The sequence below is a fragment of the Mycobacteroides saopaulense genome (assembly GCF_001456355.1).
GTDB classification, from domain to species: Bacteria; Actinomycetota; Actinomycetes; order Mycobacteriales; family Mycobacteriaceae; genus Mycobacterium; species Mycobacterium saopaulense.
This window is the reverse complement of sequence record NZ_CP010271.1, coordinates 2,644,052-2,670,908: the sequence shown is the minus strand read 5'-3', so window position 1 is coordinate 2,670,908 and position 26,857 is coordinate 2,644,052. Positions and strand designations below refer to the sequence as shown.

Below are 26,857 nucleotides of genomic sequence, written 5' to 3'. Positions count from 1 at the left end.
AACCCGTAGGTTACCGGGGGAGGGTTATGTGTGGATGACGCCGAGACGCGGCGTTCAGAGTGCGCGCAGGTACCGCTGAGTTACTGCCCGCTGCAGTTGCTTCACGACCAAGTTGCCCACGCGGACCCACCAGAACGAGGGTTTCGAGAAGGCCGTAATCTCCACGGAAACAACATCATTAGCTGGATCGAAGCGCACGATGAACGCTTCTTCACCGGTCTCGGGATGCCCCTGCAAGGTGCCGTACGCGAAACCGCGCCGATTCGGCTCGTCGACCAGATACACCACGCGGCACAAGGCCCAGAACGGCCAGAGCCGTGTCGCCACGTTCACGCCTTCGGCAGCAGCGGGCGCCGACGTCAGCACCCGCAGCCCGATCCCGCGCTGGATGCCGAACCGCATGAGACTGGCGGCGGCCTCCTCGAACCGTGCCCTACCCGTTCCGATCTGCCGAGATTCCCGCACGTGGTGGTATTCGGCGGGCAGTTCACCGGCCGTCGCGCCGATCTCGGGGTAGGTGAACGGGAGCTGGCTCAGTCGTTCAATATCCACCCCAATAACGTAGGGGAGCATGACCACAGAGGAAGCAGTTACTGCGCACGAGGGCGGCGGGTTCAACCCTCCCGATCCCACCCTCAAGGGCGGCCCCGACTATGGCCGCTTCATCGACGCGCTGCGCACCCTGCAGGACCGCGCTCGCGCCGCATTGCCTCCCGACGAGGTGGTCACCGAGCTGGCCAACCAGCTCGATGCCATGAATGAGCTGTTGGCTCCCTATGAGGTCTCCGAATGGGACTCGCCCTCGGGCCGGCGCACCGATCTGCCGTTGCGCGGAAACATCTTGCTGGTCCCGATGACCATCGACAGCTTCGACAATGGGGTTCTGGCGGGTACGGCCACATTCGGCCGCTACCACCTGGGGCGCAACGGGGCGGTGCACGGCGGATGCCTCGGGCTGCTCTTCGACACCATTTTCGGCACCGGATCCATGCTGCTGACCGATCTGCGCAAGCTGCGCACTGCGTACCTGAACATCAACTACCGCAAGATCACCCCCATCGAGAAGGAGCTGCAGTACGACTGCACCCTGCAGCGGGTGGAGGGCCGCAAGGTGTTCCTGACCAGCAGATTGCTCGACGGCGACGACGTGCTCGCCGAGGCCGACGCGCTGTTCGTGAAACTCAACCCCGGCCAGCCGTGAACCGGGCCACGCGTCGGTGGGCTCGATGGCGCGACGGGGTGCGGGACAAGCCTGCGCTGGACCTGCTCTACCGCATGATGGTCGCGGTCATCGGCCTGGTGGTGCTGGGTGCGGGCATCATCGCCATTCCGTACCCGGGGCCCGGCTGGGCGATCGTGTTTCTTGGCCTGGCGATCCTTGCCTCCGAGTTCTCCTGGGCAAGAAAGCTTCTCCGTGCGGTCAGGGACCGCTACGACCGATTCATGGCCTGGTTCTCCCCGCAACCCCAGTGGTTGCGGGGGATCGGGGTGCTCTTCACCGCTGCGCTGGTGGTGGCAACGCTCTGGGTACTGGGAGCCCTCGGCTGGATCGCCGCATTGCTCGGGATCCAGACGCCCTGGCTCAAGAGTCCGCTAGGAATTGGCGGCTGACGTTCGCCGTACGCGGTCGATAACGCTCGTCCACAACACTTTTGAACCGGCGGCGAATTCCGCACCGGCCTCGCGCGCAGAGATCATGCTCTTCATCATCCGCACGGCATCCGCCTTGTTGCGGGTGGAAGCCTTGCTCATGTGGCCGGTATCGAATGGTGGCTGCGGGTCGTATTCGATGCACAGTTGCGTGGCCTCGGCGCGCGGCCGACCGGCGATCTGGCCGACGAGCCAGAGCCCGAGGTCGAGCCCGGCCGATACGCCGGCCGCGGTGATCACCTTGCCGTCGCGGACGATCCTCTTGTCCCGCTGTGGATTCGCTCCGAAGGTCGCGAGCACTCGCTGTCCGGCCCAGTGGCAGGTGGCGTCCTTGCCGCGCAGGATTCCGGCGGCGCCGAGAATGAGCGACCCGCTACAGACGGACGCGGTCCACGTCGAGGTCCGATGTGCGTTCCGCAGCCAGCGCAGGACGCTCTCGTCGGTGGCCGTGCTCATGGTGGCGGGTATCGAGCCGCCGACAAGGACGACGTTAGGTGCCGGGGTCTCGTCGAATGAGTGGGTCGCACCGAGCGTCAGCACGCCGCTGTCGGTCACTATCGGGCCCGGCTCGCGCCAGACGAACCGAAGTTGTGCGTCGGGGATTCCCCGGAGCATTTCGTACGGTCCAATCGCGTCGAGTGCCGTCATGCCCGGGTAGGCCAGGATCGCTATCTGCATGAAAGTCATGCTCACGCAGCGGGAATCTGGACAGAAGTGGCCAGATAGCCATACTCCGACGAGATATTGCCAACGCGGAGCTAGGCTGGCCGGATGCACTCCGTGTCATCGGGTCGTTCGGGCGAGCCTCACTCCGTGGTGGTGCTTGCGCTCCCCGAAACCGTCGGGTTCGACCTGGCCACCGCGGTCGAAGTGTTCCGTCGCGTCTATCTGCCCGACGGCACTCGGCCCTACCGCGTGCGGGTGTGCGGAACCGAGCCGATCGTCTCCGCGGGGCCGTTCGGCATCGCGACAGATCTTGGGCTCGAAGCGCTTTCGGACGCCGACACCATTGTGGTTCCGGCGCGCAATGATCCGACCGCACCCACGCCCGACGGCGTCATCGCGGCACTGCAGGCCGCCTACCGGCGCGGCGCGCGCATCGCCTCCATATGTGCGGGAGCCTTCACGCTCGCGGAAGCCGGGATTTTGGACGGCAAGCGGGCCACCACGCATTGGTTGGCCGCCGACCTGTTCCGGGAGATGTTCCCCACGGTGCATCTGGACGCCGACGTGCTGTATGTGGACGAGGGGCACGTGCTGACTTCCGCGGGCGCCGCGGCGGGGCTGGACCTGTGTCTGCACATCGTCGCGCGCGATCACGGCGCGGCGGTGGCTTCGGAGGCGGCGCGGGTGGCGGTGGCGCCACTGCACCGTGACGGCGGCCAGGCGCAGTACGTCATCCGGAACCGTCAGCGCGCCGAGGCCGGTCTCGGCGAGATCCTGGCGTGGATCGAGCACAACGCCCACCGGGAACTGTCCCTGGACGACCTCGCGGCTCGGGCGTCCACCAGTGTGCGCAGCCTCAACCGGCGGTTTCGTGCGGAAACGGGGCAGACGCCCATGCAGTGGCTGACCGGGGTGCGGGTTCGTCACGCCCAGCAGCTGCTGGAACGTTCCGGGGAACCGGTGGAGTGGATCGGCCGCGAGGTGGGGTTCGGTTCACCTGCGAATTTCCGGGAGCAGTTCCGCCGACTCACCGGGGTCTCGCCGCTGGCATATCGGAACACATTCCGCGCGCAGTCGGCCTAAGTGCTCATGGCGCCCATCAGGCTGGGAAGGCGCTGGTGCGGACCGATAGCATGAGTTCGCAATCCCCCCGTCCCTGAATTGGAGAACTGCCGATGACTGCGCCCAACCCGTCTTCCCTTGTGGCCCCAATCCGGGTGCCGGCCGGGACGACGGCAGGGACCGCGGTACGCGAGGCCGGCCTGCCGGGCAAGGGAGACGACGCCATCGTCGTCGTGCGGGTGGGCGGCGCGCTGAAGGATCTGTCCTGGACTCCGGACGCCGACACCGAGGTGGAGCCGGTTGCGGCCAACACCGAGGACGGCCGCAGTGTCATCCGGCACTCCGCCGCGCACGTCTTGGCGCAGGCCGTGCAGGACCTCTTCCCGCAGGCCAAGCTCGGCATCGGACCGCCGATCACCGATGGCTTCTACTACGACTTCGGGATCGATCACGCCTTCACTCCCGAGGATCTGACCGCCCTCGAGAAGAAGATGAAGCAGATCATCAAAGAGGGGCAACGCTTTTCGCGCCGAGTGTACGAATCGGTGGAAGAGGCTCAGGCCGAGCTGGCGAACGAGCCGTTCAAGCTGGAGCTCGTTGCTGGAGACTCAGACAAGTCTCCGATCCTCGATCCAGAGGTCATGGAGGTCGGCGGCGACGAGCTGTCCGCCTACGACAACCTGAATCCTCGTACCGGCGAACGGGAATGGTTCGACCTGTGCCGGGGCCCGCACATCCCGACCACCAAGCACATTCCGGCGTTCCGACTCACCCGCAGCTCGGCGGCCTACTGGCGCGGCAACCAGGCCAACGCCAGCATGCAGCGCGTCTACGGCACCGCCTGGGAGTCGCAGGAGGCCCTCGACAAGCACCTCGAACTGCTGGAAGAGGCGCAGCGACGCGACCACCGCAAGCTCGGCGTGGAGCTCGACCTGTTCAGTTTTCCCGACGAAATCGGTTCCGGCTTACCGGTTTTCCACCCGAAGGGCGGAATCGTCCGCAAGGAGTTGGAGGACTACTCGCGCGCCAAGCACACTGCCGCGGGGTATGAGTTCGTCAACACCCCGCACATCACCAAGGAGAACCTGTACCAAACCTCCGGGCACCTGGACTGGTACTCCGACGGGATGTTCCCCCCGATGCACATCGACGCCGAGCTCAACGAGGACGGCACCGTGCGCAAGCCGGGGCAGAACTACTACCTCAAGCCCATGAACTGCCCGATGCATCACCTGATCTATCGGGCCCGGGGCCGTTCGTACCGTGAATTGCCTCTGCGGCTGTTCGAATTCGGCTCGGTGTACCGCTACGAGAAGTCCGGTGTGGTGCACGGCCTGACCCGCGTGCGCGGCATGACCCAGGACGATGCGCACATCTACACCACCCGTGAGCAGATGCACGAGGAGCTGACCTCCCTGCTGAGGTTCGTGCTCGACCTGCTGTCCGACTACGGGCTCGACGATTTCTACCTGGAACTCTCCACCAAGGACGAGACGAAATTCGTTGGATCCGACGAGGTGTGGGAGGAGTCCACCAGGACCTTGGAGCAGGTGGCGCGCGACTCCGGCCTGCAGCTCGTGCCCGATCCGGGTGGCGCGGCGTTCTACGGCCCCAAGATCTCGGTGCAGGCCAAGGACGCCCTGGGCCGTTCCTGGCAGATGTCGACCATTCAGCTCGACTTCAACATGCCGGAACGATTCGAGCTGGAGTACACGGCCGCCGACGGAACCCGTCAGCGGCCGGTGCTCATCCACCGCGCGCTGTTCGGGTCCATCGAGAGGTTCTTCGGTGTGCTCACCGAGCACTATGCGGGTGCCTTCCCGGCCTGGCTGTCGCCGGTGCAGGCGGTGGGCATCCCGATCGCGGATGCGCACGCCTCGTACCTGAACGACATTGTCTCCCAGCTCAAATCGCAGGGTATCCGCGCCGAGGTCGACACCAGCGACGACCGCATGAACAAGAAGATCGTCAACCACACCAACCAGCGGGTGCCGTTCCTGCTGCTGGCCGGAGATCGCGACGTGGAGGCCGGTGCGGTGAGCTTCCGGTTCCGTGATCGCACCCAGGTGAACGGTGTGCCTCGCGACGAGGCCGTCGCCGCCATCCTCGACTGGGTGAACCGCCGCGAAAACGTATCGCCGACGGCTGAACTCATGAAGTTGGGGACCCGTGACTAGCGAGGACTCGACCATCATCGACCGGGGCGTGGGTGACCCCGATCATCTGCAGCGGCTGTGGAGTCCGCACCGGATGTCCTACATCGCCGAAGCGGTGAAGGCGCCCAGCGCGGATTCGGCGCCGTTCACCGAGATCCCGGAGATGGCCGACGAAGACGGACTGGTGGTCGCGCGTGGCGACCATGTGTATGCCGTTCTCAACCTCTACCCGTACAACCCGGGCCATCTCATGGTGGTGCCGTACCGGCAGGTGGCCGAGCTCGAAGACCTCACCGAGGATGAGAGCCGAGAGCTGATGGCCTTCACCCAGAAGGCGATTCGGGTGATCAAGAAGGTGTCGCGCCCGCACGGCTTCAATGTGGGTCTCAACCTGGGTACCGCGGCGGGCGGATCGCTGGCCGAGCACCTGCATCAGCACGTGGTGCCGCGCTGGGGCGGCGACGCCAACTTCATCACCATCATCGGCGATTCCAAGGTGCTTCCGCAGCTGCTGCGCGACACCCGGCAGCTGCTTGCCACGGCCTGGGAGCAGTTGCCATGAGCAGCCTCCTGTCGCGGGAGACATTCGCGAAGATCACCAACCCCTTGGCCAATGCCTTGCTGCGCGCCGGCTTCACCCCCGACACGGTCACAATCTTCGGCACCGCGGCTTCGGTCGTCGCGGCGCTGACGCTGTTCCCCATCGGCCACCTGTTCTGGGGCGGCATGGCGGTGTGGCTGTTCGCGATGTTCGACATGCTCGACGGCGCCATGGCCCGGGCTCGTGGCGGAGGAACCCGGTTCGGTGCGGTGCTGGATGCGACCTGTGACCGGGTGGCCGATGGTGCGGTGTTCGCCGGACTGCTGTGGTGGGCCGCATTCGGATGGGGATCACCCTCTTTGGTTGTCGCCACACTGATCTGCATGATCACCTCCCAGGTGATCTCCTACGTGAAGGCACGCGCCGAGGCATCCGGACTGCGCGCCGACGGTGGGTTGATCGAGCGGCCCGAGCGGCTCATCATCGTGCTTGCCGGAGCGATCTTCAGCGGCGGATTCGGGGTGCAGTGGCCCTTGCACACCGCGATGTGGGTGCTGGCCATCGCGAGCCTGGTGACGGTGGCGCAGCGCATGCACGCCGTCCGCATCTCTCCGGGAGCCCTTGACCTGCTGCCCAATTCCGATGCGGGACAAGACACCGCGGAGACGAATCAGTCATGAGTGTATGGGGCGAACGCGCTGCGGACTGGGGGTATGCCGCCGGTTGGAACGTAACGCAGATGACGCCGGATCCGATTGCTCGCGCCATATTCGACGTCGGCGCGATGGTCGGCGCCCGCAAGGGCGGACCCGAGCAGCTGCGCAAGAATCTCGCCCGTGTGCTCGGTGTGCACCCCCGTGAGGTGCCCGACCGGCTGATGATCGACTCCATGCGCTCCTACGCCCGGTACTGGCGTGAGGCGTTCCGGCTGCCCTCGCAGAACATGGAGCGCCTTGCCGCCCGGCTGGACAGCAGCCTGTTCGGGCGACGCAATCTCGACGCGTCGCAGGCCGAAGGCCGCGGAACGATTATCGCCTTGCCGCACAGCGGAAACTGGGACATGGCGGGGGTATGGCTGGCGCAGACCTACGGCACCTTCACCACCGTCGCCGAGCGGCTGAAGCCTGAGTCGCTGTATCGGCGCTTCCTGGACTACCGGGAGACGCTCGGCTTCGAGGTGCTCGCGTCCAGTGGTGACTCCACGGGTCCCTACGAGACGCTGGCCGCGCGGCTCAGGGAAAACCGCGTCGTCTGCCTGATGGCCGATCGTGACCTCAGCCGCAGCGGCGTTCCCGTCGACTTTTTCGGTGCCGAGGCCCGAATGCCCGCCGGGCCTGCACGTTTGGCCGTCGATACCGGCGCGCGCCTGCTGCCGGCGCACTGCTGGTTCGAGGCGCACGGTGGATGGGGAGTCCGCATCCAGGCGCCCATCGACACATCGGCGGGCGATGTCGCCCAGGCCACGCAGGCGCTGGCCAACGAGTTCGCGGCCAATATCGCGGAGCGTCCGGCGGACTGGCACATGCTGCAGCCGTTGTGGCTCGACGATTTGTCCGAGGAGCGCCGCACCAAGCTGCGGACGCATCCGTCGCAGCCTGCCCCCGCACAGGAGCCCGAGTCCACCCGGGAGTCGGACCCCGTTGGTGGGCAGGCGTAATGCGCATCGGGATGGTCTGCCCGTACTCCTTTGACGTACCGGGCGGCGTCCAATCCCATGTGGTGCAGCTGGCGGAAGTCATGCGTGACCGTGGCCACCACGTCAGTCTGCTCGCGCCGTCGTCGTCGGATCTGGAGCTACCCGACTTCGTGGTCTCGGGCGGCAAGGCCGTTCCGATTCCGTACAACGGCTCGGTGGCGCGGCTACGATTCGGCCCGGCCACCTATGCCAAGACCCGGCGCTGGCTGGTCGAAGGGGACTTCGACGTGCTGCATCTGCATGAGCCGAACGCGCCGAGCCTTTCGATGTTGGCGCTCATGGTGGCGGAGGGGCCGATCGTCGCCACTTTCCACACGTCGACCACGAAATCGTTGACACTCAGTGTTTTTCAGGCCGTATTGCGGCCCTGGCACGAGAAGATCGTCGGCAGGATCGCCGTCTCGGAGCTGGCCCGGCGCTGGCAGATGGAAGCGCTCGGATCCGACGCGGTCGAAATTCCCAACGGTGTCGACGTCCGGTCTTTCTCCGGTGCGCCCATGCTGGAGGGGTACCCCCGTGCGGGCAAGACCGTGCTGTTCCTGGGGCGCTATGACGAGCCGCGCAAGGGCATGGATGTGCTGATGGGTGCGCTGCCGAAGATCGCGGCCAGTTTCGGCGATGTGGAGATCCTGATCGTGGGCCGCGGGGACGAGGCCGAGTTACGTACGCAGGCAGGTCCGTTGGCCAAGCACCTGCGGTTCCTTGGCCAGGTGGACGACGCCACCAAGGCCTCGGCCATGCGCAGCGCCGATGTGTACTGCGCACCCAACATCGGTGGCGAGAGCTTTGGCATCGTCTTGGTGGAGGCCATGGCCGCCGGAACGGCGGTGGTCGCCAGCTCGCTGGATGCTTTCCGGCGGGTGCTGTTGGACGGCAAGGCCGGCCGGTTGACGCCGACGGGCGACTCGGATGCGTTGGCGGCGGCCATCATCGAGGTGCTCGGTGACGACGAAGGCCGGGCACAGCTGGTGGCGGCGGGCACCGAAGCGGTGCAACGCTACGACTGGTCGGTGGTCGCGCAACAGATCATGCTCGTCTACGAAACGGTCACCGCCTCCGGAGCGCGCGTCAAGGTCGACAGTTGGTGACGTTCTCGGCGTTGACGGTCGTCGTCATCGCCATCATCGCCACATTGGTCGCACTCGGCCTGCTCTGGGCCTACCTGGTGGCCAACCGTCTGGACCGGCTGCACGTGCGCAGTGACCTGTCCTGGCAGGCGCTGGATGCGGCGCTGGCTCGTCGCGCCGTCGTCGCACGTGCGGTCGGGGACGCACTCAAGGACGAGCAGCTGATCAGGCTGGCGGCGAAAGCCGAACGTGCCGAACGTGACCGGCGCGAGTACGCGGAGAACCAGCTGGCCTCGGCGTTGTCGACGGTCGACGCCGAGGCGCTGCGTCCGGCGCTGGTAGCCGAGTTGGCCGATGCCGAGACGCGGGTGCTCATCGCCCGGCGCTTTCACAACGACGCCGTGCGCGACACCCTCGCGCTTCGCGTGCGCCGCCCGGTGCGGTGGCTGCGGCTAGGTGGAACAGCGCCGATGCCAACGTATTTCGAGATCATAGATCGTCAGGGTGTGGGCACCGAGGATCCGGCGCTGCCCAATTTCCGCACCTCGGCGCGCATCATCCTGCTGGACGAGGACGGACGGGTGCTGCTGCTACGCGGCTTCGACCCGGCGGCCCCCAGCCCGGCGGTGCACTGGTGGTTCACCGTCGGCGGTCAAACGCTGCCGGGGGAGAAGCTGGCCGATGGCGCGGTGCGCGAGCTGGTCGAGGAAACCGGTTTGACCGTCCCCTCAGGGCGCCTGGTGGGCCCGCTCTGGCGTCGCGTCGCCGTCTTCGACTTCAACGGCACCACCATCCGCTCCGAGGAACTGTTCTTCGTGCACCGCACCAAGCGGTTCGAACCCGCCACCGATGGTCGTACCAATCTGGAGCAGCGCTACATCACCGGACATCGCTGGTGTGATGCCGAAGAGATCGCTGCGCTGACGGCTTCGGGGGAGCAGGTCTATCCGAATCAGCTGGGAGAGCTGCTCGCGGAGGCCGCCTGTGCAGTGGATGCGGTGGCCACCGGTGCACGGCGCGAGCCAGTCCAGATCGGGTGAGCGCCGTCACCGCACATCCCGCGGCAAAATCGCTGGTGCAGCGGCATTAGACTGGTCGCAGAACCCGACATTCAGGAGCCCCCAGTTGACTAGCACGACCAATGGAACGTCCCCCGAGACCGGAACTGGTACCGCTCGCGTCAAGCGCGGTATGGCCGAGATGCTCAAGGGCGGCGTCATCATGGACGTCGTCACGCCCGAGCAGGCAAAGATCGCCGAAGACGCCGGCGCCGTGGCCGTCATGGCGCTGGAGCGGGTGCCCGCCGACATCCGCGCCCAGGGGGGCGTCTCCCGCATGAGCGACCCCGACATGATCGACGGCATCATCAGCGCCGTCAGCATCCCCGTCATGGCCAAGGCCCGTATCGGGCATTTCGTCGAGGCGCAGATCCTGCAGAGCCTCGGCGTGGACTACATTGACGAGTCGGAGGTGCTGACCCCCGCCGACTACGCCAACCACATCGACAAGTGGAAGTTCACCGTGCCGTTCGTGTGCGGTGCCACCAATCTGGGCGAGGCACTGCGCCGCATCACCGAGGGCGCGGCGATGATCCGCTCCAAGGGTGAGGCCGGTACCGGCGACGTGTCGAACGCGACCACTCATATGCGCAAGATCGGCGGCGAGATCCGTCGGCTCACCTCGCTGGCCGAGGACGAGTTGTACGTTGCCGCAAAGGAACTGCAGGCTCCGTATGAGCTCGTGGTCGAGGTCGCGCGCGCGGGCAAGCTCCCGGTCACGCTGTTCACCGCCGGCGGTATCGCCACCCCGGCCGACGCCGCGATGATGATGCAACTGGGTGCCGAGGGTGTGTTCGTCGGATCGGGCATCTTCAAGTCCGGCAACCCGGAGCAGCGCGCCGCGGCGATCGTGAAGGCCACCACCTTCTACGACGACCCGGACGTGCTGGCCAAGGTGTCGCGCGGCCTGGGTGAGGCGATGGTCGGCATCAACGTGGAGGACATCGCGCAGCCGCACAGGCTCGCCGAGCGCGGCTGGTAGAACTAGCGGATGGCCGATATCGAGGAGATCCTTACTCTCGAACAGCTGGAGAAGGACATCTTCCGGGGCAACGTGACCCCGAGCAGTCTTCGTCGCACCTTCGGCGGGCAGGTCGCGGGGCAGTCGCTGGTCTCGGCGGTACGCACCGTGGACCCGGAGTACCTCGTGCACTCCCTGCACGGATACTTCCTGCGGCCCGGAAATCCCAACGAGCCCACCGTGTTTCTCGTGGACCGGGTCAGGGATGGCCGCTCGTTCTGCACGCGTCGCGTGACCGCCATCCAGGACGGGCAGGCGATCTTCAGCATGTCGGCCTCATTTCAGACCCTGGACTCCGGCATCGAACACCAGGACCTGATGCCACCGGTGCCGGCGCCCGAGGACCTGCCGGACGCGCAGGATGAGGAGTCGTTCAGCCGCGATCTGTTCCGGCAGTTCGCGGAATGGGATATCCGGATCGTGCCGGATGACCTCATGGAGAAGTGGCCGCGGCTGGCCGCGCAGCAGCGGGTATGGTTCCGCTGCCGCAAGCGTCTGCCCGACGACCCGGTGCTGCACATTTGCGCGCTCGCCTACATGAGCGACCTGACCCTGCTGAGTTCCTCCAAAGTGCCGCACCGGGATGCGGTGCTGCAGACGGCATCGCTGGATCACGCACTGTGGTTCCTGCGACCGTTCCGCGCCGACGAATGGCTGCTGTACGACGAGACATCGCCGTCGGCCGGATACGGGCGGGCGCTGACCCAGGGACGGATCTTCGACCGCGAGGGCCGCATGGTCGCCGCGGTGGTGCAGGAGGGGCTGACCCGATACGAGCGCAACCCGCACGAGGCCTCGATCGCCAAGGGGAACATGGCGTGAGTCCGCTGGTCGGCGTGCTGGCATTGCAGGGTGATGTCAGGGAACATGTTGCGGCTCTGAAAGATTCGGGTGCCGAGGCGCTGGGAGTGCGCCGCCCCGAGGAACTCGGCAAGGTTGACGGGTTGATCATCCCCGGTGGGGAGTCGACCACGATGAGCAATCTGCTGCGCGTGTTCGAACTCCTGGACCCGCTGACCGAGCGCCTGCGAGACGGCCTGCCGGTCTACGGTTCGTGCGCCGGCATGATCCTGCTCGCCTCGGAGATCCTGGACACCCGACCGGATGCGGTGGCACTCGGCGCCATCGATATGACCGTGCGGCGCAATGCCTTCGGGCGCCAGGTGGACTCCTTCGAGGGCGACCTGGACTTCGCTGGGCTGCACGGACAGATGCACGCGGTGTTCATCAGGGCGCCGTGGGTGGAACGGGTCGGCGACGATGTCGAGGTGCTGGCCAGCGCGCAGGGGCATCCCGTCGCGGTTCGGCAGGGCAGCGCGCTGGCCACGGCATTTCACCCCGAGGTGACCGGTGACCGCCGGGTGCACGAGCTCTTCGTCGACATGGTGCGCGGGGCCTGACGCCGAGCGCATACCAGGCGCAGCGATTCTGCTCGATTCACCTGCGTGCGGTATGCGCTCGCGGTGGCTCACTCACCAGCGCAGCATGGGCATCGGGCGTGACGGGTGCTTGAGCGTCCACTTGCCGGCGGTACGCAACAAAAATCCGTGAAAACCGCCGTAGGGCAGTGCCTCCACCACCTCGCGCACGTCGGCTCGTTCCAGTCCGGTCCAGGCGTACAGGCCGCGGAAGGCGTCGATCCGATCACCCAGCCGGAAGGTCTCGACCCACAGGTCGTCGGACGACCTGAGCTTGTGGTGGTCGGCCACCATCGCCTTGAGGCGAGCGACGTCGGTGATGCCGAACTCCGGCGCCAGCTGTTCGGCCAGATCGACCGAAGGGTCCAGATAGTCCCAGGTACCGGCGGTCCAGATGCCGATGTCGTGTGTCGCCCACGCCAGGGCGATCTCCGGCGGCGCCTGGGTCATGCCGAGAAGGCGCAACTGGTAGTTCATGCCGCGATACAGGTGGTTGCGGTAATCGGTGAGGCTGTCGCCGACAGTCGACGCGTATCGGTCCAGCACCGCGTCGACGATCGGGTCTTCCACCAGGACAGTCATGTGATTCACCCTAGGTGCGCGAGTACACTCGGGCAGCGCAGAAGTGCGACAGAACCTAGAGAAAGTAGTACAGGGGTACATGAGCGGCCATTCCAAGTGGGCCACCACCAAGCACCAGAAGGCCGTCAAAGACGCGCGCCGTGGCAAAGAGTTCGCCAAGCTGATCAAGAACATCGAGGTCGCCGCGCGGACCGGCGGTGGCGATCCGGCCGGCAACCCGACGCTCTACGACGCCATTCAGAAGGCCAAGAAAACCTCGGTGCCCAACGACAACATCGAGCGGGCCCGCAAGCGCGGTGCCGGCGAGGAAGCCGGTGGAGCCGACTGGCAGACCATCATGTACGAGGGCTACGGCCCCAACGGCGTCGCGGTGCTCATCGAGTGCCTCAGTGACAACCGCAACCGCGCTGCCGGTGAGGTTCGGGTCGCGATGACCCGCAACGGTGGCAGCATGGCCGACCCGGGTTCGGTCTCGTACCTGTTCTCCCGCAAGGGCGTTGTGACGCTGGAGAAGAACGGTCTGTCCGAGGACGACGTGCTCACGGCCGTGCTGGAGGCGGGCGCCGAGGAGGTCAACGACCTGGGTGAGACCTTCGAAGTCATTTCCGAGCCCACTGACTTGATCGCGGTCCGTCAGTCACTGCAGGATGCCGGGATCGACTACGAGTCGGCGGAGGCCAGCTTCCAGCCGTCGATGAGCGTGCCCGTCGACGTCGACACCGCCCGCAAGGTGTTCAAGCTGGTCGACGCGCTGGAAGACAGCGACGACGTGCAGAACGTCTACACCAACGTGGATTTGTCCGACGAGGTACTCGCCGCGCTCGACGAAGACTGACCCGCGGCCCAGAACGCCAGGGTCACCACCGCGGTGGTGACCAGCACGGCGCCGATGGTGTCGGTGACGTAGTGATACCCGCAGGCGACCTGCCCGAGCAGTCCGAGTGTGCTGATAATGCCGGCGGCGATGTAGGCCCATAGGGCTCCGCCGGCGACCAGGACCAGCATCCCCATGACCGCCACTACGAAGGTGGTGTGCCCGCTGGGGTAGGCGAGGTAGCCGCCCTTTTCGCGGCCGACCAGCATCTTGGTGGCCTGGGTGGTCCAGTTCGCCACGAACGGGCAGACGAGCACCACCGCCGCGACTCGCCACCGCCGCCGGTACAACTCGAAACCGACGCACACCGCGAGCACCGGAACCAGGAACACCCAGTCGGTGAAGAACAGCAGCCAGCGTGGCTGTACCCCGAATACGTGCTGGGTGGCATCGAAGAACCACACGTCAAATGGGGTCGAACCCTTTCCGACGGAGAATCCGAGCAGCAGCATCGCCATCACGCCGAGGGGCGGCCACCACTGAATCATTTTCTCGCTAGGCAGTTTTCCGGCAGACACCCCGACGACAGTAATCGGCGGGGGACGCCGACCCCGAATCGTGCCGGCTGCCGGGAATCAAACGTCACCGGGCGGCGTTACTGTGATGTCAACGACTGTTGGTCAACATCTGTTGACAGCGCATGTCAGGCAGGCGTACATCTAAGACATCGAAAAGTGAGGGGAGGCCCGTCATGGCCACACAAACAGTCGCTCCCGCGCCTGAATCGACAACCCTGTGGCGCGCCGCGCGCGCCGTTCTCGCACTGCCGTTCGCCGTCGCGGTCGTGGCTCCGCTGATCATCCTCTATGGCGTGGGTATCGGGGTGCCCTCGTGGATGTCGGATCAGATGTCGATGACGGCGACGGTGGTCGGAACCCTGCTGATCGCTGCCGGCTCATTCCTGGTGACCCGCACCGTCGTGCAGTTCGATCGGCTGGGCAGCCGGCATGTGCGCAGTCCGATGATCACCGGGGTCATCGCCATCCTGCTGGGCGAGGCGTTCGCCGTGAACTCCGTGGGTCTGCTGATCTGGACCGCGGTGTTTGCCGCCGTGAGCGCCATCTACTTCTCGCTCGTCGACGAGCGAGGAGCCCTGAAGGTTCGCGACTCCGCGGGACGCGCGAGCTAGGAAGCGCCGCAGTCATCCGTCGAGCAATCCAGGTAGTACTGGATCGTCGGGGCGACCAATTCGATGATCTGTTCGTGCGTCATATCGGGCACGTGCCCGAGCTGGATGACGTACCGGCACATGGCCAGGCCGATCATCTGAGTACTAATCAGCGTCGCCCGCTCGAGCGCGCGGTCTGCCGTCAACGATTCGATAACCGGCACCATCTGGCTGCTGAAGATCTCGGCCATGCGTGCGCGTGCCGACTCCTGTGACACCGTCGCCCGCAGCAGGGCGACCATGGTGTCGTCGGCCTCCCATTTCTCCAGGAAGTGCTCGACGAGAGCGGCCCCCAGCTGCGATCGCGGAATCTCGGTGAGGTTCTCGGGCAGTTGGATGTCGAAGTTGGCGGCGGCCGCGAACAGCTTGCCCTTGTTGCCGTAATAGCGCATCACCAGTGACGGGTCGATGCCCGCGGTTGCCGCGATCGCCCGGATGGTCGCCTTCTCGTATCCGACGCCCGCGAAGTGCTCCTGGGCGGCCTCGAGGATGGCCGCGCGAGTGGCGTCCGATCGCCGAGGTTCGAGAGACATGCGCTGAGCTTAGGCCAACGCATGTTGACATTTTCCAGAGCCCTCGCGTGTTGCTGTGCCGAATGGGCAGAACCCCTCGATATGCTGATCGAACAATTGTTCTACGGCGAGAGGGCTGGCACGTGCGGGTGATGGGAGTCGACCCGGGTCTTACCCGGTGTGGTCTGTCCATGGTCGAGGCGTCTTCGGGTCGTAGGGTTGTCGCCCTGGATGTCGACGTTGTGCGTACCCCCGCCAATCAGCCTCTGCCACAACGGCTTCTGGCGATCAGCGAGGTCGTCGAGCATTGGATGGACACGCACCGCCCGGATGTGATCGCCATCGAGCGCGTCTTCGCGCAGCAGAACGTCTCCACGGTGATGGGCACCGCCCAGGCCGGTGGCGTGATCGCGCTGTCCGCGGCCAAACGCGGGATCGAGGTCTATTTCCACACCCCCTCGGAGGTCAAGGCGGCCGTCACCGGGAACGGCCGGGCGGATAAATCCCAGGTCACCGCGATGGTCACCCGCATCCTGAACCTGCAGACGGCGCCGAAGCCCGCGGATGCCGCCGACGCGTTGGCCCTGGCAATCTGTCACTGCTGGCGCGCGCCCATGCTGGCCAGAATGGCCAAGGCGGAGGCCGCGGCGGAGAAACAACGGAAGGCCTTCGCGGCCCGGATGAAGGCGGTGGCCCGGTGATTGCTTCGGTAAATGGCGAGGTCATCGACATCGCGCTCGACCATGTGGTGATCGAGGCCGCCGGCGTCGGCTATCGCGTCAACGCCACCCCGGCGACGCTGTCGACGCTGCGTCGTGGCACCCCGGTGCGGCTGATCACGGCGATGATCGTCCGCGAGGACTCGATGACGTTGTACGGCTTCACCGACACCGATGCCCGTGACCTGTTCCTGACGCTGCTCGGGGTGTCCGGAGTGGGGCCGAAGATCGCGATGGCCACACTCGCGGTCTACGACGCGTCGACCCTGCGTCAGGCGCTGGCCGACGGCGACGTCGCCGCGCTGACTCGGGTGCCCGGCATCGGCAAGCGGGGTGCCGAGCGCATGGTGCTGGAGCTGCGGGAGAAGGTGGCAGCGGCCCCCAGCGGGTCCACCGAATTGGGGCGCGGCACCGCGTCGCTGGTGCGCACGCAGGTCGTCGAGGCACTCATCGGCCTCGGTTTTGCCGCCAAGCAAGCCGAGCAGGCCACCGATACCGTGCTGGCCCAAGACAACTCCGATGAAGACACTTCGACCGTGCTGCGATCGGCGCTGACTCTGCTGGGTAAGACGCGATGAGTCGATTCGACGAACTGGACGGCGCCGAGGACGACTTCGAGAGCGCCGAGATGTCCGGCGCGCTCACCGTGGGCGAGAACGACATCGACGCGGGGCTACGCCCCAAGTCGCTCCGGGAGTTCATCGGTCAGCCGAGGGTGCGCGAGCAGCTGGACCTGGTGCTGTCGGGTGCCAAGAATCGTGGCGGCACGCCCGACCACATCTTGCTGTCCGGACCGCCCGGGCTGGGAAAAACCTCGCTGGCCATGATCATCGCCGCCGAGCTCGGATCGTCGCTGCGGGTGACTTCCGGGCCGGCGCTGGAACGCGCGGGCGACCTGGCCGCCATGCTGAGCAACCTCGTCGAACACGATGTGCTCTTCATCGACGAGATCCATCGGATCGCCCGGCCAGCCGAGGAAATGCTGTACCTGGCCATGGAGGACTTCCGGGTCGACATCGTGGTGGGCAAGGGGCCCGGTGCGACGTCCATTCCACTGGAAGTGGCTCCGTTCACGCTGGTGGGTGCGACCACGCGCTCGGGCTCGCTGACCGGTCCGCTGCGCGACCGGTTCGGGTTCACGGCACATATGGACTTCTACGAACCCGACGAGCTGGAACTCGTGCTGGCCCGTTCGGCGGGGATCCTCGGCATCGAGTTGGGGGCCGACGCCGGCACGGAGATCGCTCGGCGGTCCCGGGGCACCCCGCGTATCGCCAACCGATTGCTACGGCGTGTCCGTGACTATGCCGAGGTGCGTGCGGACGGGGTGATCACCGTGGACGTCGCCAAATCGGCCTTGGAGGTGTACGACGTCGACGAGCTGGGCCTGGATCGTCTGGACCGGGCGGTGCTTTCGGCGTTGACGCGTAGTTTCGGCGGCGGTCCGGTGGGCCTGTCGACGCTGGCAGTGGCGGTCGGGGAGGAGTCGACCACCGTCGAAGAGGTGTGCGAGCCGTTTCTGGTGCGTGCCGGGATGCTGGCCCGTACTCCGCGCGGACGTGTGGCGACGCCGCTGGCGTGGACGCACCTGGGCTTGACCCCGCCGCCACACGTCCTGGGGCAAGTCGGGCTGTTCGACTGACAGACACCCGCATATGCGGAGGCCCGGGGTTCGCGTCGATTACACAGAGTCAGATGGCACACTGGTGACTTGTCGCGTGCTCGTTTCACGCCGACCCTGCCTGCCTTGACCTGGACCCAACGGAAACCCAACGGAAAGAACCCCGAAAGCCGCCATGGAATCGATCATCGTCTTCTTGCCGCTCATCCTCGTGATGGGCGCATTCCTCTTCTTCGCCAACCGGCGGCAGCGCAAGGCTCTCGACGCCACCATCGAGCTGCACGAGTCCCTGGCGATCGGCGACCGGGTACACACCACGTCCGGCCTGCAGGGCACCATCACCGCCGTCACCGACGACACCGTGGATCTGGAGATCGCACCCGGCGTCGTGACCCGCTGGATGAAGCTTGCCGTCCGCGACAAGATCGTCGACGAGGTTGAAGACAGCGCGGCCGCCGACGACGGCACGGTTCGCGATGTCGAGAGCAGCGGGGTCGAGCTGACCAAGGAGTAGCGGCTTTCGCCTTTGCTCACATCGCTGAAAGCCCCCCGACCCGCCCTCGACAAGCAAGGAGACCGGACACGTGGCCTCGCCATCGGCCCCTGTGCACCCCATGCGCTACCTGGCTGCCTTCCTGGTGCTGCTCATCGGCGCCTACCTGCTGGTTTTTCTGACCGGCGACAAGCAGCCCAAACCCAAGCTCGGCATCGACCTGCAGGGCGGAACCCGCGTCACCCTGACGGCGCGCACCCCTGACGGTTCCAAGCCGACCAAGGAAGCGTTGACGCAGGCGCAGCAGATCATCAACGCGCGCGTCAACGGACTCGGTGTCTCCGGATCCGAGGTCATCATCGACGGCGACAACCTCGTCATCACGGTCCCCGGCAACGACGGCAGTGAGGCCCGCAACCTGGGCCAGACCGCCAAGCTCTACATTCGGCCCGTTGTGCAGGCCGTACCGGCGCAGCCCAAGGAAACACCGGAGCCCGGCGCGCCGCAGGGCGGTCAGCCCGCGGGCGGGCAAGAGGTGACACCGCCGGAGCCGGGTGCGGGCAAGCCTGCGCCCGCCGCGCCGTCCCCGAAGCCGCAGCCGCGGCCGTACCCCGCGCAAACCACCACACCTGTGCCGCCGCCACCTGCTCCGGCGACCAAGCCGGCGACGCCGAATGCCACGACGGCTCCGGCTCCTCCCACCGATCTGCCGCCCAAGCCGGGCAGCGGTGAGGAACGCAAGCAGCTGATCGACTTCGAGAAGCAGATCAGGCAGAGCGAGGACCCGCGGATTCAGATGCTGGCGCTGCAGGTTCAGGCCTCGCGCTGCTACGACTCCGACGATCCGCTCGCGGGCAATGACGACCCGAACCTGCCGCTGGTCACCTGCGGTGACGACAGCCAGGGCGGCAAGGCCGCCTATCTACTGGACAAGTCGATCATCAGCGGCGAGGAGATCAAGGACGCCAGCTCGGGACTGGACCAGCAGCGCGGTATCTACGTGGTGAGCATGGAATTCAAGCCCACCGGCGCCAAGGTCTGGGCCGATTACACCTCGGCGCACTGGCAGCAGGGCACCCAGACCGCGTTCACGCTGGACTCCAAGGTGATCAGCGCTCCGGCCATTCGCGAGCCCATCCCCGGCGGCAAGACCGAGATCAGCGGGCAGTTCACCGCCGATTCGGCCAAGCAGCTCGCGGCGGCCCTCAAGTACGGTTCGTTGCCGCTCTCGTTCGAGTCTTCCGATGCGCAAACCGTCTCGGCCACACTCGGATTGACCTCGCTGAGGGCCGGCCTGATCGCGGGCGCCATCGGCTTGGCGATCGTGCTGCTGTACTCGCTGATCTATTACCGGGTACTGGGCGTGCTGACCGCGCTGTCCCTGGTGGCCTCCGGCGCCATGGTCTTCGCGATCCTGGTGTTGTTGGGCAGATACATCTCCTACACCCTGGATCTTGCGGGTATCGCGGGTCTGATCATCGGTATCGGTACCACTGCGGACTCGTTCGTGGTGTTCTTCGAGCGCATCAAAGACGAGATACGCGAAGGCCGTTCGTATCGCTCGGCGGTACCGCGCGGTTGGGCACGCGCCCGCAAGACGATCCTGTCGGGTAACGCGGTGACCCTGCTGGCCGCCGTGGTCCTCTACATCCTGGCCATCGGGCAGGTGAAGGGCTTCGCCTTCACCCTCGGACTCACCACGATCCTCGACGTTGTGGTGGTCTTCCTGGTGACGTGGCCACTCGTCTACCTGTCCTCCAAGTCCGCGACCCTGTCCAAGCCCGCGTACAACGGGCTCGGCGCGGTCCAGCAGATTGCCCGTGAACGTAAGGCGGCAGCACACGCATGAGCACCAGTAACGACACGGTGAGCAACGGCAACGGAACCGACAAGGACGTCACAGACGCCGAGACCTCCGCAAAGGAGCCCACCTCCACGGCGGTCGAGACCACCAGCGCGGTACCGGAACACGGGTTTTTCTACCGCCTGTACACCGGAACCGGTGCCGTCGACGTCGTCGGCAAGCGCAAGCTCTGGTTCGGGATCAGCGGCGCCTTCATGGTGATCGCGATCCTGTCGATTGCCATCAAGGGATTTGTCTTCGGTATCGACTTCGAGGGCGGCACCAAGGTGTGGTTCCCGAAGGGCGACGCCACCGTCCAACAGACGGAGGACGTGTTCAGCCAAACCCTGGGCCACGACGCGGAATCGATCGTCGTCACCGGAACCGGTGACACGGCCTCGATCCAGATCCGCACCGAGAAGCTCGACAACGATGAGTCGGCGAAGCTGCACAAGGCGTTGTTCGACAGGTTCGCGCCCAAGGGGCCGGACGGTAAGCCGTCCATCGACTCCATCAGCGACTCGGACGTCTCGGAGACGTGGGGCGGGCAGATCACCAACAAGGCGATCATCGCGCTCGTCGTGTTCCTGGTGCTGGCCGGCATCTACATCGCGGTCCGCTACGAGCGCTACATGGCGATCGCCGCGCTGGCCGCGCTGGTGTTCGACCTGTTGGTCACCGCGGGTGTGTACTCGCTGGTGGGCTTCGAGGTCACCCCGGCGACGGTGATCGGCCTGCTGACCATCCTCGGATTCTCCTTGTACGACACCGTGATCGTGTTCGACAAGGTGGAGGAGAACACGCACGGGTTCCAGCACACGTCACGGCGGACCTTCGCCGAGCATGCCAACCTGGCCGTGAACCAGACGTTCATGCGGTCGATCAACACCAGCCTCATCTCGGTGATCCCGGTGCTCTCGCTCATCGTGGTAGCCATTTGGCTGCTGGGCGTCGGCACACTGAAAGACCTTGCGCTGGTTCAGCTCGTCGGCATCCTGGTGGGTACCTACTCGTCCATCTTCTTCGCGACCCCGCTGCTGGTGGCGTTGCGTGAGCGTACGGAACTGGTCTCGAGCCACACCAAGAAGGTGTTGAGCCGCCGTAAGCCCGATGCCGCGCCCCTGGCAGACACGGGCAGCAAAACCGTCAAAGCGGCCTCATCCGATGCTGCGGCGACCGGGGTGCGGCCCGCCAAACCGAGGCCCGGTGCCCGCCCTCAAGGTAAGCGAAACGCGCGGCGGCACTGATGGATTCATGGAGTCCAGCACGGACCGGGGCAAGACGAAACGCGCGAATCGGCGCCATCGTGACCACGGTGCTGCTCGCGGCGGGGTTATTGACCTCGTGTTGGACCTCTGCCGCCAAGACGCTCGACTATGCCGTTGACGGTCGTCTCGCGACATACAACGTCAACAGTGTCGAGGGCAACGCATCGGCCGGAGCGCAGGCATTCAATCGTGTGCTCACCGGTTTCGGCTTCCACGGGCCCGACGGCCAGGTGATCGCCGACCACGACTTCGGCACCGTCGAGGTGGTGGGCCGCATTCCGCTGGTGCTGGACTACACCATCAACGAGAAGGCCGTCTACTCGGACGGCAAGCCGGTGACCTGTGAAGACATGGTGCTGGCGTGGTTTGCACAGTCGGGCAGGCTGCCTGATTTCGACGCGGCCAGCACGGCTGGATACGCCGACATCTCCACGGTCGACTGCAAGCCGGGGCAGAAGACGGCGCGGGTCACCTTCGCGCCCGATCGCGCCTTCACGGACTGGACCCAGTTGTTCACCGCCACCACGATGTTGCCGTGGCACGTGGTGGCCGACAAGCTCGGCGGGAACATCGATTTGACCGGCGCCATTGCCGCCAACGATGTGCCGACACTGCAGAAGATCGCCGATTTCTGGAACAACCAGTGGAACCTCGGGTCCGATGTGGACCTGTCGAAGTTTCCATCGTCGGGCCCCTACAAGCTCGACGGGTACAACGACGACGGATCTGTCGTGCTCGTCGCCAATGACAAATGGTGGGGCAACCCGCCGGTGACCAAGCGGGTCACGGTGTGGCCCAGCGGCATCGACGTGCAAAAGCGCCTCTCCGACGGGGACCTGGAAGTGGTCGACGTCGCGGCCGGATCGGCCGGGACGCTCACCGCTCCCGACGGTTTCGCGCTCACCGAAGAACCCGGCTCGGGCGTGGAACAACTCATCTTCGGCGCCGCAGGATCGGTCGGCGCTCCGGATCTGCGCCGTGCGGTGGCCCTGTGCACCCCACGCGATGCGATCGCGGGAATCGCCGGTGTGCCGGTGATGAATGCGCGGCTGGACACCAGCATCGGCGACTCGTTCGCCTCGGTGGAAGCCGCCGCCGAAGCGGGACGATTCATGCGTTCGGATCCCGTCGCGGCCCGTGCCGCCACGGCGAACCGGCCGCTGACAGTTCGGGTGGGATACCAGGCACCCAATCCGCGTCGTGCGGCGATCGTTTCCGCCATGGCGCAGGCCTGCGAGCCCGCCGGGATCACTGTGCAGGACGTCAGCAAGCCCGAGACGGGACCGGATTCATTGCGGGACAATCAGATCGATGCGCTGCTCAGCTCCATCGGTGGCGCTCCTGGCAGCGGATCGACCGGTTCGTGGCTCATGGACGCGTACGCCCTGCGCGCGCGGGAGGGCAAGAACCCGGCGAACTACGCCAACGGCCAGATCGACGGCATCATCGCCGCGCTGGCGGTGACCACCAATGCCCGTGACCAGAGCCGGCTGCTCGGCGATGCGTCCGCGATCCTGTGGAACGACCTGCCGACGCTGCCGCTCTACCGGCAGCCGCGCGTGCTGATCGCGCCGAAGTCGATGTACGCCGCCACACCGAGCGTCACTCGGTGGGGTGCCGGATGGAACATGGATCGTTGGGTGCTGCCCGCGTGACGGACCAGATGGCCGCGCTTGTCGCGTCGCTCACCCGCGAGGTCGCCGATTTTCCCGAGCCCGGGGTGCAGTTCAAGGATCTGACACCGCTGTTCGCGGACTCCGACGGCTTGTCGCGCGTCACCGACGCGCTTGCCGAAGGCGCTCGCGGTGCCACGCTCATAGCCGGAATCGACGCCCGCGGCTTCCTGCTGGGGGCCGCCGTGGCGATCCGGCTCGGAGTGGGCGTGTTGGCGGTACGCAAGGCCGGGAAGTTGCCGCCACCGGTGCATTCGCAGACCTACCAGCTCGAATACGGCACCGCGGCGCTGGAGATCCCCGCCGACGGAGTGGAGCTCGCCGGCCGCCGGGTGGCGATCGTCGACGACGTGCTGGCTACCGGGGGAACGCTGGCGGCAACGGCCAGGCTGCTCAGCGTCGCCGGAGCCGAGGTGATCGGCGCAGGTGTGGTGCTGGAACTGGCCGATCTCGGTGGCCGCCGGGCCGTGGCGCCGCTGCCATTAACTGCGCTGCGCACCATCTGAGAGATAATCTATGGCGGTAGGAGGTGAACCGTGGCTGACGAGCGCGTGCCCAGCGAGAACCAGGTCGCGGTCGAATCCCTGCCTGTCGTGAACGACCCCGGCCCGGTAACTGAGTCACTCCGGGTCAGCGGCGGCACCATGAGCGCATCGCGTCGCGTGCGGGCACGGCTGGCACGCCGGATGACCGCTCAGCGCGGTGCCGTCAGCCCGGTCCTGGAACCGCTGATCGCCGTCCACCGCGAGTTCTATCCCAAGGCAGACCGGTCGGTGCTCCAGCGTGCCTACGAGGTGGCGGAGAGCCGGCACGCCGAACAGTTCCGCAAGTCGGGCGATCCCTACATCACTCATCCGGTGGCCGTCGCGAACATTTTGGCCGAGCTGGGCATGGATACCACCACGCTGGTCGCCGCGATCCTGCACGACACCGTGGAGGACACCGGTTACAGCCTCGAACAGCTGACCGCCGAATTCGGCACCGAGGTCGCCCATCTTGTCGACGGCGTGACCAAGCTCGACAAGGTGGTGCTGGGCAACGCGGCCGAAGGCGAAACCATCCGCAAGATGATCATCGCCATGGCGCGCGACCCCCGTGTGCTGGTGATCAAGGTGGCCGATCGGCTGCACAACATGCGCACCATGCGGTTCCTGCCGCCGGAGAAACAAGCGCGCAAGGCCCGCGAGACACTCGAAGTGATTGCGCCGCTGGCACACCGGCTGGGTATGGCGACCGTCAAGTGGGAGCTCGAAGACCTGTCCTTCGCAATCTTGCACCCCAAGAAGTACGAGGAGATCGTGCGACTGGTCGCCGACCGGGCGCCCTCACGCGATACCTATCTGGCCAAGGTCCGTGCGGAAATCGTTGCCACCCTGAACGGTTCGCGCATCAGCGCCACCGTCGAGGGGCGCCCCAAGCATTACTGGTCCATCTACCAGAAGATGATCGTCAAGGGCCGCGACTTCGACGACATCCACGATCTGGTGGGTGTGCGGATTCTGTGCGACGAGATTCGCGACTGTTACGCCGCGGTGGGCGTGGTGCACTCCCTGTGGCAGCCGATGGCCGGCCGATTCAAGGACTACATCGCTCAACCACGTTTCGGCGTCTACCAGTCTTTGCACACCACGGTGGTCGGCCCCGAGGGCAAGCCGCTGGAGGTGCAGATTCGTACCCGCGACATGCACCGCACCGCCGAGTACGGCATCGCCGCGCACTGGCGGTACAAGGAAGCCAAGGGCCGCAACGGCGTTCCTCCTACCCACGCGGCCGCCGAGATCGACGACATGGCGTGGATGCGCCAGCTGCTCGACTGGCAGCGTGAGGCCGCCGACCCGGGCGAGTTCCTGGAGTCGTTGCGCTATGACTTGGCGGTCCAGGAGATCTTCGTCTTCACTCCCAAGGGCGATGTGATCACGTTGCCCGCCGGATCGACCCCTGTGGATTTCGCCTATGCGGTGCACACCGAGGTGGGCCACCGCTGCATCGGCGCGCGTGTCAACGGCCGCTTGGTGGCACTGGAGCGCAAGCTCGAAAACGGGGAAGTGGTAGAGGTTTTCACCTCGAAGGCCGCCAACGCCGGACCCTCACGCGACTGGCAGACCTTCGTGGTCTCGCCCCGCGCGAAGGCCAAGATCCGGCAGTGGTTCGCCAAGGAGCGTCGCGAGGAGGCACTCGAAGCCGGTAAGGACGCCATCGCGCGCGAAGTGCGCCGTGGTGGTCTTCCCTTGCAGCGCTTGGTCAATGGCGAAGGCATGGCCTCGCTGGCCCGTGAGCTGCGTTACCAGGACACCTCGCAGCTCTACACGGCGGTGGGCGAGGGGCACGTCTCGGCCCGGCACGTGGTGCAGCGCCTCGTCGCGCAGCTCGGCGGTGTGGACAGTGCCGAGGAGGAACTGGCCGAACGGTCTACCCCGTCGACCATGCCGATCCGGCAGCGGCGCTCCGATGATGTCGGGGTGGCGGTGCCAGGGGCGCCGGGCGTGCTGACCAAGCTCGCCAAGTGCTGCACGCCGGTGCCGGGGGATCAGATCCTGGGTTTCGTCACCCGCGGCGGGGGAGTCAGCGTGCACCGCACCGACTGCACCAACGCCGAATCCCTACAGCAGCAGTCGGAACGGATCATCGAGGTGCACTGGGCGCCCTCGGCGTCTTCGGTCTTCTTGGTGGCCATCCAGGTCGAGGCGCTGGACCGGCACCGGCTGCTTTCCGATGTGACCAGGGCGCTGGCCGACGAGCGAGTGAACATCCTGTCGGCCTCGGTGACCACCTCGAACGATCGAGTTGCCATCAGCAGGTTCACCTTTGAGATGGGTGATCCCAAGCACCTGGGACACGTGCTCAATGTGGTACGCAACGTCGAAGGCGTATACGACGTTTACCGGGTCACCTCGGCCGCTTAGATCCCGAAGGCCTGCAACGCGATTCGGGTGGCCGCGGCAATCGTGGGCTTGCCCTGAGTGGACTTCGGGTCCTCGGGGACGGTGAGCACCGCGACGACAATGGGTGCCCGGCCCGGCGGCCAGATCACCGCGATGTCATTGGTTTCGCCCTTGAATCCGCTGCCGGTCTTGTCGCCGACCGTCCAGCCGGACGGAACCCCTGCCCGGATCGACTGATCGCCGGTGGTGTTCCGCTTCAACCAGTCGGTGAGCAGATCGCGTCCCTGGGCATCCAGCCCCTCGTCGAGCACCAGTCTGCGCAGGTTGGTCACCAGTTGCTGCGGGGTCGAGGTGTCCAGGTCGCCGTCGGGGATGTTCAGCTGATCCTCGGTGCGATCCATGCGAGAGACGTTGTCGCCCAGGCCGCGAACGAACTTCTCGGTCTCCTTGGGGCCGCCGAGTTCGGCGATCAGCAGATTCGCGCCGGTGTTGTCGCTGTACCGGATGGTGGCATCGCACAGCTGCGAGACGCTCATGCCCTCGGCGACGTGCTGCGACGTGATCGGCGCCCATTCCAGAAGATCGGCCTGTGTGTACTGAATCCGCTTGTCCAGCAGGCTAGGAACACTGCGGCGACGGTGCAGGATGGCCGACACGATGAAGGTCTTCACCGTCGAGCACATGAGGAAGCGTTCATCGGCTCGATGGCCGACCGTGCGACCCGAACCGGTGTCCAACGCGTACACGCCGATGCGGCCGCCGAAATTCTTTTCCAGTGCGGCGAATTCGTTCGGCGCGGGCTGGCGGTCGTCGCTTCGCGAACAACCGACCGCCACCACCCCCACCGTTGCGAGGCCACCGACGAGAAGCGCGCGACGAGAAATCAT

General features: G+C 66.1%; 29 protein-coding genes. 23 read left to right on the top strand and 6 right to left on the bottom strand.

Annotation, left to right across the window (positions count from 1 at the left end):
- Positions 1-54 precede the first annotated feature (54 nt).
- Positions 55-552, bottom strand: coding sequence for a DUF1990 family protein (locus MYCSP_RS13275; RefSeq protein ID WP_162266235.1), 498 nt, complete (start codon positions 550-552; stop codon positions 55-57).
- A gap of 19 nt (positions 553-571) precedes the next feature.
- On the opposite strand from MYCSP_RS13275, the gene MYCSP_RS13270 reads away from it, so the two are divergent.
- Positions 572-1,201: a PaaI family thioesterase gene (locus tag MYCSP_RS13270; protein WP_088413928.1), complete on the top strand. Its 630-nt coding sequence runs from the start codon at positions 572-574 to the stop codon at positions 1,199-1,201.
- Positions 1,198-1,611 carry a TIGR02611 family protein gene (locus MYCSP_RS13265; protein WP_088413927.1) on the top strand — a complete coding sequence of 138 codons (414 nt, stop codon included), beginning with the start codon at positions 1,198-1,200 and terminating at the stop codon, positions 1,609-1,611. Before MYCSP_RS13270 ends, MYCSP_RS13265 begins: the two co-directional genes overlap by 4 nt.
- On the opposite strand, the gene MYCSP_RS13260 is transcribed toward MYCSP_RS13265, so the two are convergent.
- The gene (locus tag MYCSP_RS13260) at positions 1,594-2,328 is read right to left on the bottom strand and encodes a DJ-1/PfpI family protein (protein ID WP_088415609.1); all 735 of its coding nucleotides are present in this window, start codon (positions 2,326-2,328) and stop codon (positions 1,594-1,596) included. The genes MYCSP_RS13265 and MYCSP_RS13260 overlap by 18 nt on opposite strands.
- A gap of 93 nt (positions 2,329-2,421) precedes the next feature.
- Between MYCSP_RS13260 and MYCSP_RS13255 the strand changes: the two genes are divergently transcribed.
- The 10 genes from MYCSP_RS13255 (at position 2,422) to pdxT (ending at position 12,317) form a co-directional block, all read left to right on the top strand.
- Positions 2,422-3,399, top strand: coding sequence for a GlxA family transcriptional regulator (locus MYCSP_RS13255; RefSeq protein WP_083016993.1), 978 nt, complete (start codon positions 2,422-2,424; stop codon positions 3,397-3,399).
- 92 nt (positions 3,400-3,491) lie between these two features.
- Positions 3,492-5,555 carry a threonine--tRNA ligase gene (gene thrS / locus MYCSP_RS13250; RefSeq protein WP_088413926.1) on the top strand — a complete coding sequence of 688 codons (2,064 nt, stop codon included), beginning with the start codon at positions 3,492-3,494 and terminating at the stop codon, positions 5,553-5,555.
- Complete coding sequence (locus tag MYCSP_RS13245) at positions 5,548-6,096, top strand: HIT family protein (RefSeq protein ID WP_070910439.1); 549 nt, start codon at positions 5,548-5,550, stop codon at positions 6,094-6,096. The genes thrS and MYCSP_RS13245 overlap by 8 nt, the downstream gene beginning before the upstream one ends.
- Positions 6,093-6,755, top strand: a complete 663-nt coding sequence (pgsA, locus tag MYCSP_RS13240) for a phosphatidylinositol phosphate synthase (RefSeq protein ID WP_070910438.1) — start codon at positions 6,093-6,095, stop codon at positions 6,753-6,755. The genes MYCSP_RS13245 and pgsA overlap by 4 nt, the downstream gene beginning before the upstream one ends.
- On the top strand, positions 6,752-7,732 hold the full coding sequence (locus MYCSP_RS13235) for a phosphatidylinositol mannoside acyltransferase (protein WP_088413925.1): 981 nt from the start codon (positions 6,752-6,754) through the stop codon (positions 7,730-7,732). Before pgsA ends, MYCSP_RS13235 begins: the two co-directional genes overlap by 4 nt.
- Positions 7,732-8,859 (top strand): glycosyltransferase family 4 protein, encoded by a 1,128-nt coding sequence (locus MYCSP_RS13230; protein ID WP_070910436.1) that lies wholly within the window; start codon positions 7,732-7,734, stop codon positions 8,857-8,859. Before MYCSP_RS13235 ends, MYCSP_RS13230 begins: the two co-directional genes overlap by 1 nt.
- Positions 8,856-9,878 carry an NUDIX hydrolase gene (locus tag MYCSP_RS13225; protein ID WP_088413924.1) on the top strand — a complete coding sequence of 341 codons (1,023 nt, stop codon included), beginning with the start codon at positions 8,856-8,858 and terminating at the stop codon, positions 9,876-9,878. The genes MYCSP_RS13230 and MYCSP_RS13225 overlap by 4 nt, the downstream gene beginning before the upstream one ends.
- Positions 9,879-9,963: 85 nt before the next feature.
- Positions 9,964-10,878 (top strand): pyridoxal 5'-phosphate synthase lyase subunit PdxS, encoded by a 915-nt coding sequence (gene pdxS / locus MYCSP_RS13220; RefSeq protein ID WP_083017002.1) that lies wholly within the window; start codon positions 9,964-9,966, stop codon positions 10,876-10,878.
- Positions 10,879-10,887: 9 nt separating this feature from the next.
- Entirely contained in the window at positions 10,888-11,739 is an 852-nt protein-coding gene (locus MYCSP_RS13215; RefSeq protein ID WP_070910433.1) for an acyl-CoA thioesterase, read from the top strand.
- A complete protein-coding gene (pdxT, locus tag MYCSP_RS13210) occupies positions 11,736-12,317 on the top strand; it encodes a pyridoxal 5'-phosphate synthase glutaminase subunit PdxT (protein WP_083017004.1) in 582 nt (193 codons plus the stop codon). The genes MYCSP_RS13215 and pdxT overlap by 4 nt, the downstream gene beginning before the upstream one ends.
- 72 nt (positions 12,318-12,389) lie before the next feature.
- Here the strand turns inward: pdxT and MYCSP_RS13205 are convergent, their stop codons facing one another.
- Positions 12,390-12,917 (bottom strand): hypothetical protein, encoded by a 528-nt coding sequence (locus tag MYCSP_RS13205; RefSeq protein ID WP_088413923.1) that lies wholly within the window; start codon positions 12,915-12,917, stop codon positions 12,390-12,392.
- Between the two features lie 79 nt (positions 12,918-12,996).
- Here MYCSP_RS13205 and MYCSP_RS13200 point away from each other — a divergent pair, with 79 nt between their 5' ends.
- The gene (locus MYCSP_RS13200) at positions 12,997-13,752 is read left to right on the top strand and encodes a YebC/PmpR family DNA-binding transcriptional regulator (RefSeq protein ID WP_070910430.1); all 756 of its coding nucleotides are present in this window, start codon (positions 12,997-12,999) and stop codon (positions 13,750-13,752) included.
- Here MYCSP_RS13200 and MYCSP_RS13195 read toward each other — a convergent pair.
- On the bottom strand, positions 13,698-14,309 hold the full coding sequence (locus MYCSP_RS13195) for a phosphatase PAP2 family protein (RefSeq protein WP_083017009.1): 612 nt from the start codon (positions 14,307-14,309) through the stop codon (positions 13,698-13,700). The genes MYCSP_RS13200 and MYCSP_RS13195 overlap by 55 nt on opposite strands.
- 173 nt (positions 14,310-14,482) lie before the next feature.
- Here MYCSP_RS13195 and MYCSP_RS13190 point away from each other — a divergent pair, with 173 nt between their 5' ends.
- Positions 14,483-14,920, top strand: a complete 438-nt coding sequence (locus MYCSP_RS13190; RefSeq protein WP_070910428.1) for a hypothetical protein — start codon at positions 14,483-14,485, stop codon at positions 14,918-14,920.
- Here MYCSP_RS13190 and MYCSP_RS13185 read toward each other — a convergent pair.
- Complete coding sequence (locus MYCSP_RS13185; protein WP_070910427.1) at positions 14,917-15,492, bottom strand: TetR/AcrR family transcriptional regulator; 576 nt, start codon at positions 15,490-15,492, stop codon at positions 14,917-14,919. The two genes, MYCSP_RS13190 and MYCSP_RS13185, sit on opposite strands and share 4 nt — an antisense overlap.
- Positions 15,493-15,614: 122 nt before the next feature.
- Between MYCSP_RS13185 and ruvC the strand changes: the two genes are divergently transcribed.
- The 9 genes from ruvC to MYCSP_RS13140 all read left to right on the top strand — a co-directional run bounded on the left by ruvC (position 15,615) and on the right by MYCSP_RS13140 (position 25,991).
- On the top strand, positions 15,615-16,172 hold the full coding sequence (ruvC, locus tag MYCSP_RS13180; protein ID WP_070910426.1) for a crossover junction endodeoxyribonuclease RuvC: 558 nt from the start codon (positions 15,615-15,617) through the stop codon (positions 16,170-16,172).
- Complete coding sequence (ruvA, locus tag MYCSP_RS13175) at positions 16,169-16,768, top strand: Holliday junction branch migration protein RuvA (RefSeq protein WP_070910425.1); 600 nt, start codon at positions 16,169-16,171, stop codon at positions 16,766-16,768. The genes ruvC and ruvA overlap by 4 nt, the downstream gene beginning before the upstream one ends.
- Before the next feature lie 50 nt (positions 16,769-16,818).
- A complete protein-coding gene (gene ruvB / locus MYCSP_RS13170) occupies positions 16,819-17,832 on the top strand; it encodes a Holliday junction branch migration DNA helicase RuvB (RefSeq protein WP_207547381.1) in 1,014 nt (337 codons plus the stop codon).
- Positions 17,833-17,986: 154 nt separating this feature from the next.
- The gene (yajC, locus tag MYCSP_RS13165) at positions 17,987-18,325 is read left to right on the top strand and encodes a preprotein translocase subunit YajC (RefSeq protein WP_070910423.1); all 339 of its coding nucleotides are present in this window, start codon (positions 17,987-17,989) and stop codon (positions 18,323-18,325) included.
- A 70-nt stretch (positions 18,326-18,395) separates the two neighbouring features.
- On the top strand, positions 18,396-20,153 hold the full coding sequence (gene secD / locus MYCSP_RS13160; RefSeq protein WP_083017015.1) for a protein translocase subunit SecD: 1,758 nt from the start codon (positions 18,396-18,398) through the stop codon (positions 20,151-20,153).
- Positions 20,154-20,170: 17 nt separating this feature from the next.
- Positions 20,171-21,394 carry a protein translocase subunit SecF gene (secF, locus tag MYCSP_RS13155; protein ID WP_070910750.1) on the top strand — a complete coding sequence of 408 codons (1,224 nt, stop codon included), beginning with the start codon at positions 20,171-20,173 and terminating at the stop codon, positions 21,392-21,394.
- Positions 21,394-23,070, top strand: a complete 1,677-nt coding sequence (locus MYCSP_RS13150; protein ID WP_088413922.1) for an ABC transporter substrate-binding protein — start codon at positions 21,394-21,396, stop codon at positions 23,068-23,070. Before secF ends, MYCSP_RS13150 begins: the two co-directional genes overlap by 1 nt.
- Positions 23,037-23,594, top strand: coding sequence for an adenine phosphoribosyltransferase (locus MYCSP_RS13145; RefSeq protein WP_070910420.1), 558 nt, complete (start codon positions 23,037-23,039; stop codon positions 23,592-23,594). The genes MYCSP_RS13150 and MYCSP_RS13145 overlap by 34 nt, the downstream gene beginning before the upstream one ends.
- Positions 23,595-23,681: 87 nt before the next feature.
- Entirely contained in the window at positions 23,682-25,991 is a 2,310-nt protein-coding gene (locus MYCSP_RS13140) for a RelA/SpoT family protein (RefSeq protein ID WP_322788585.1), read from the top strand.
- On the opposite strand, the gene blaMAB is transcribed toward MYCSP_RS13140, so the two are convergent.
- Positions 25,988-26,857: an MAB family class A beta-lactamase gene (gene blaMAB / locus MYCSP_RS13135; protein WP_083017019.1), complete on the bottom strand. Its 870-nt coding sequence runs from the start codon at positions 26,855-26,857 to the stop codon at positions 25,988-25,990. The two genes, MYCSP_RS13140 and blaMAB, sit on opposite strands and share 4 nt — an antisense overlap.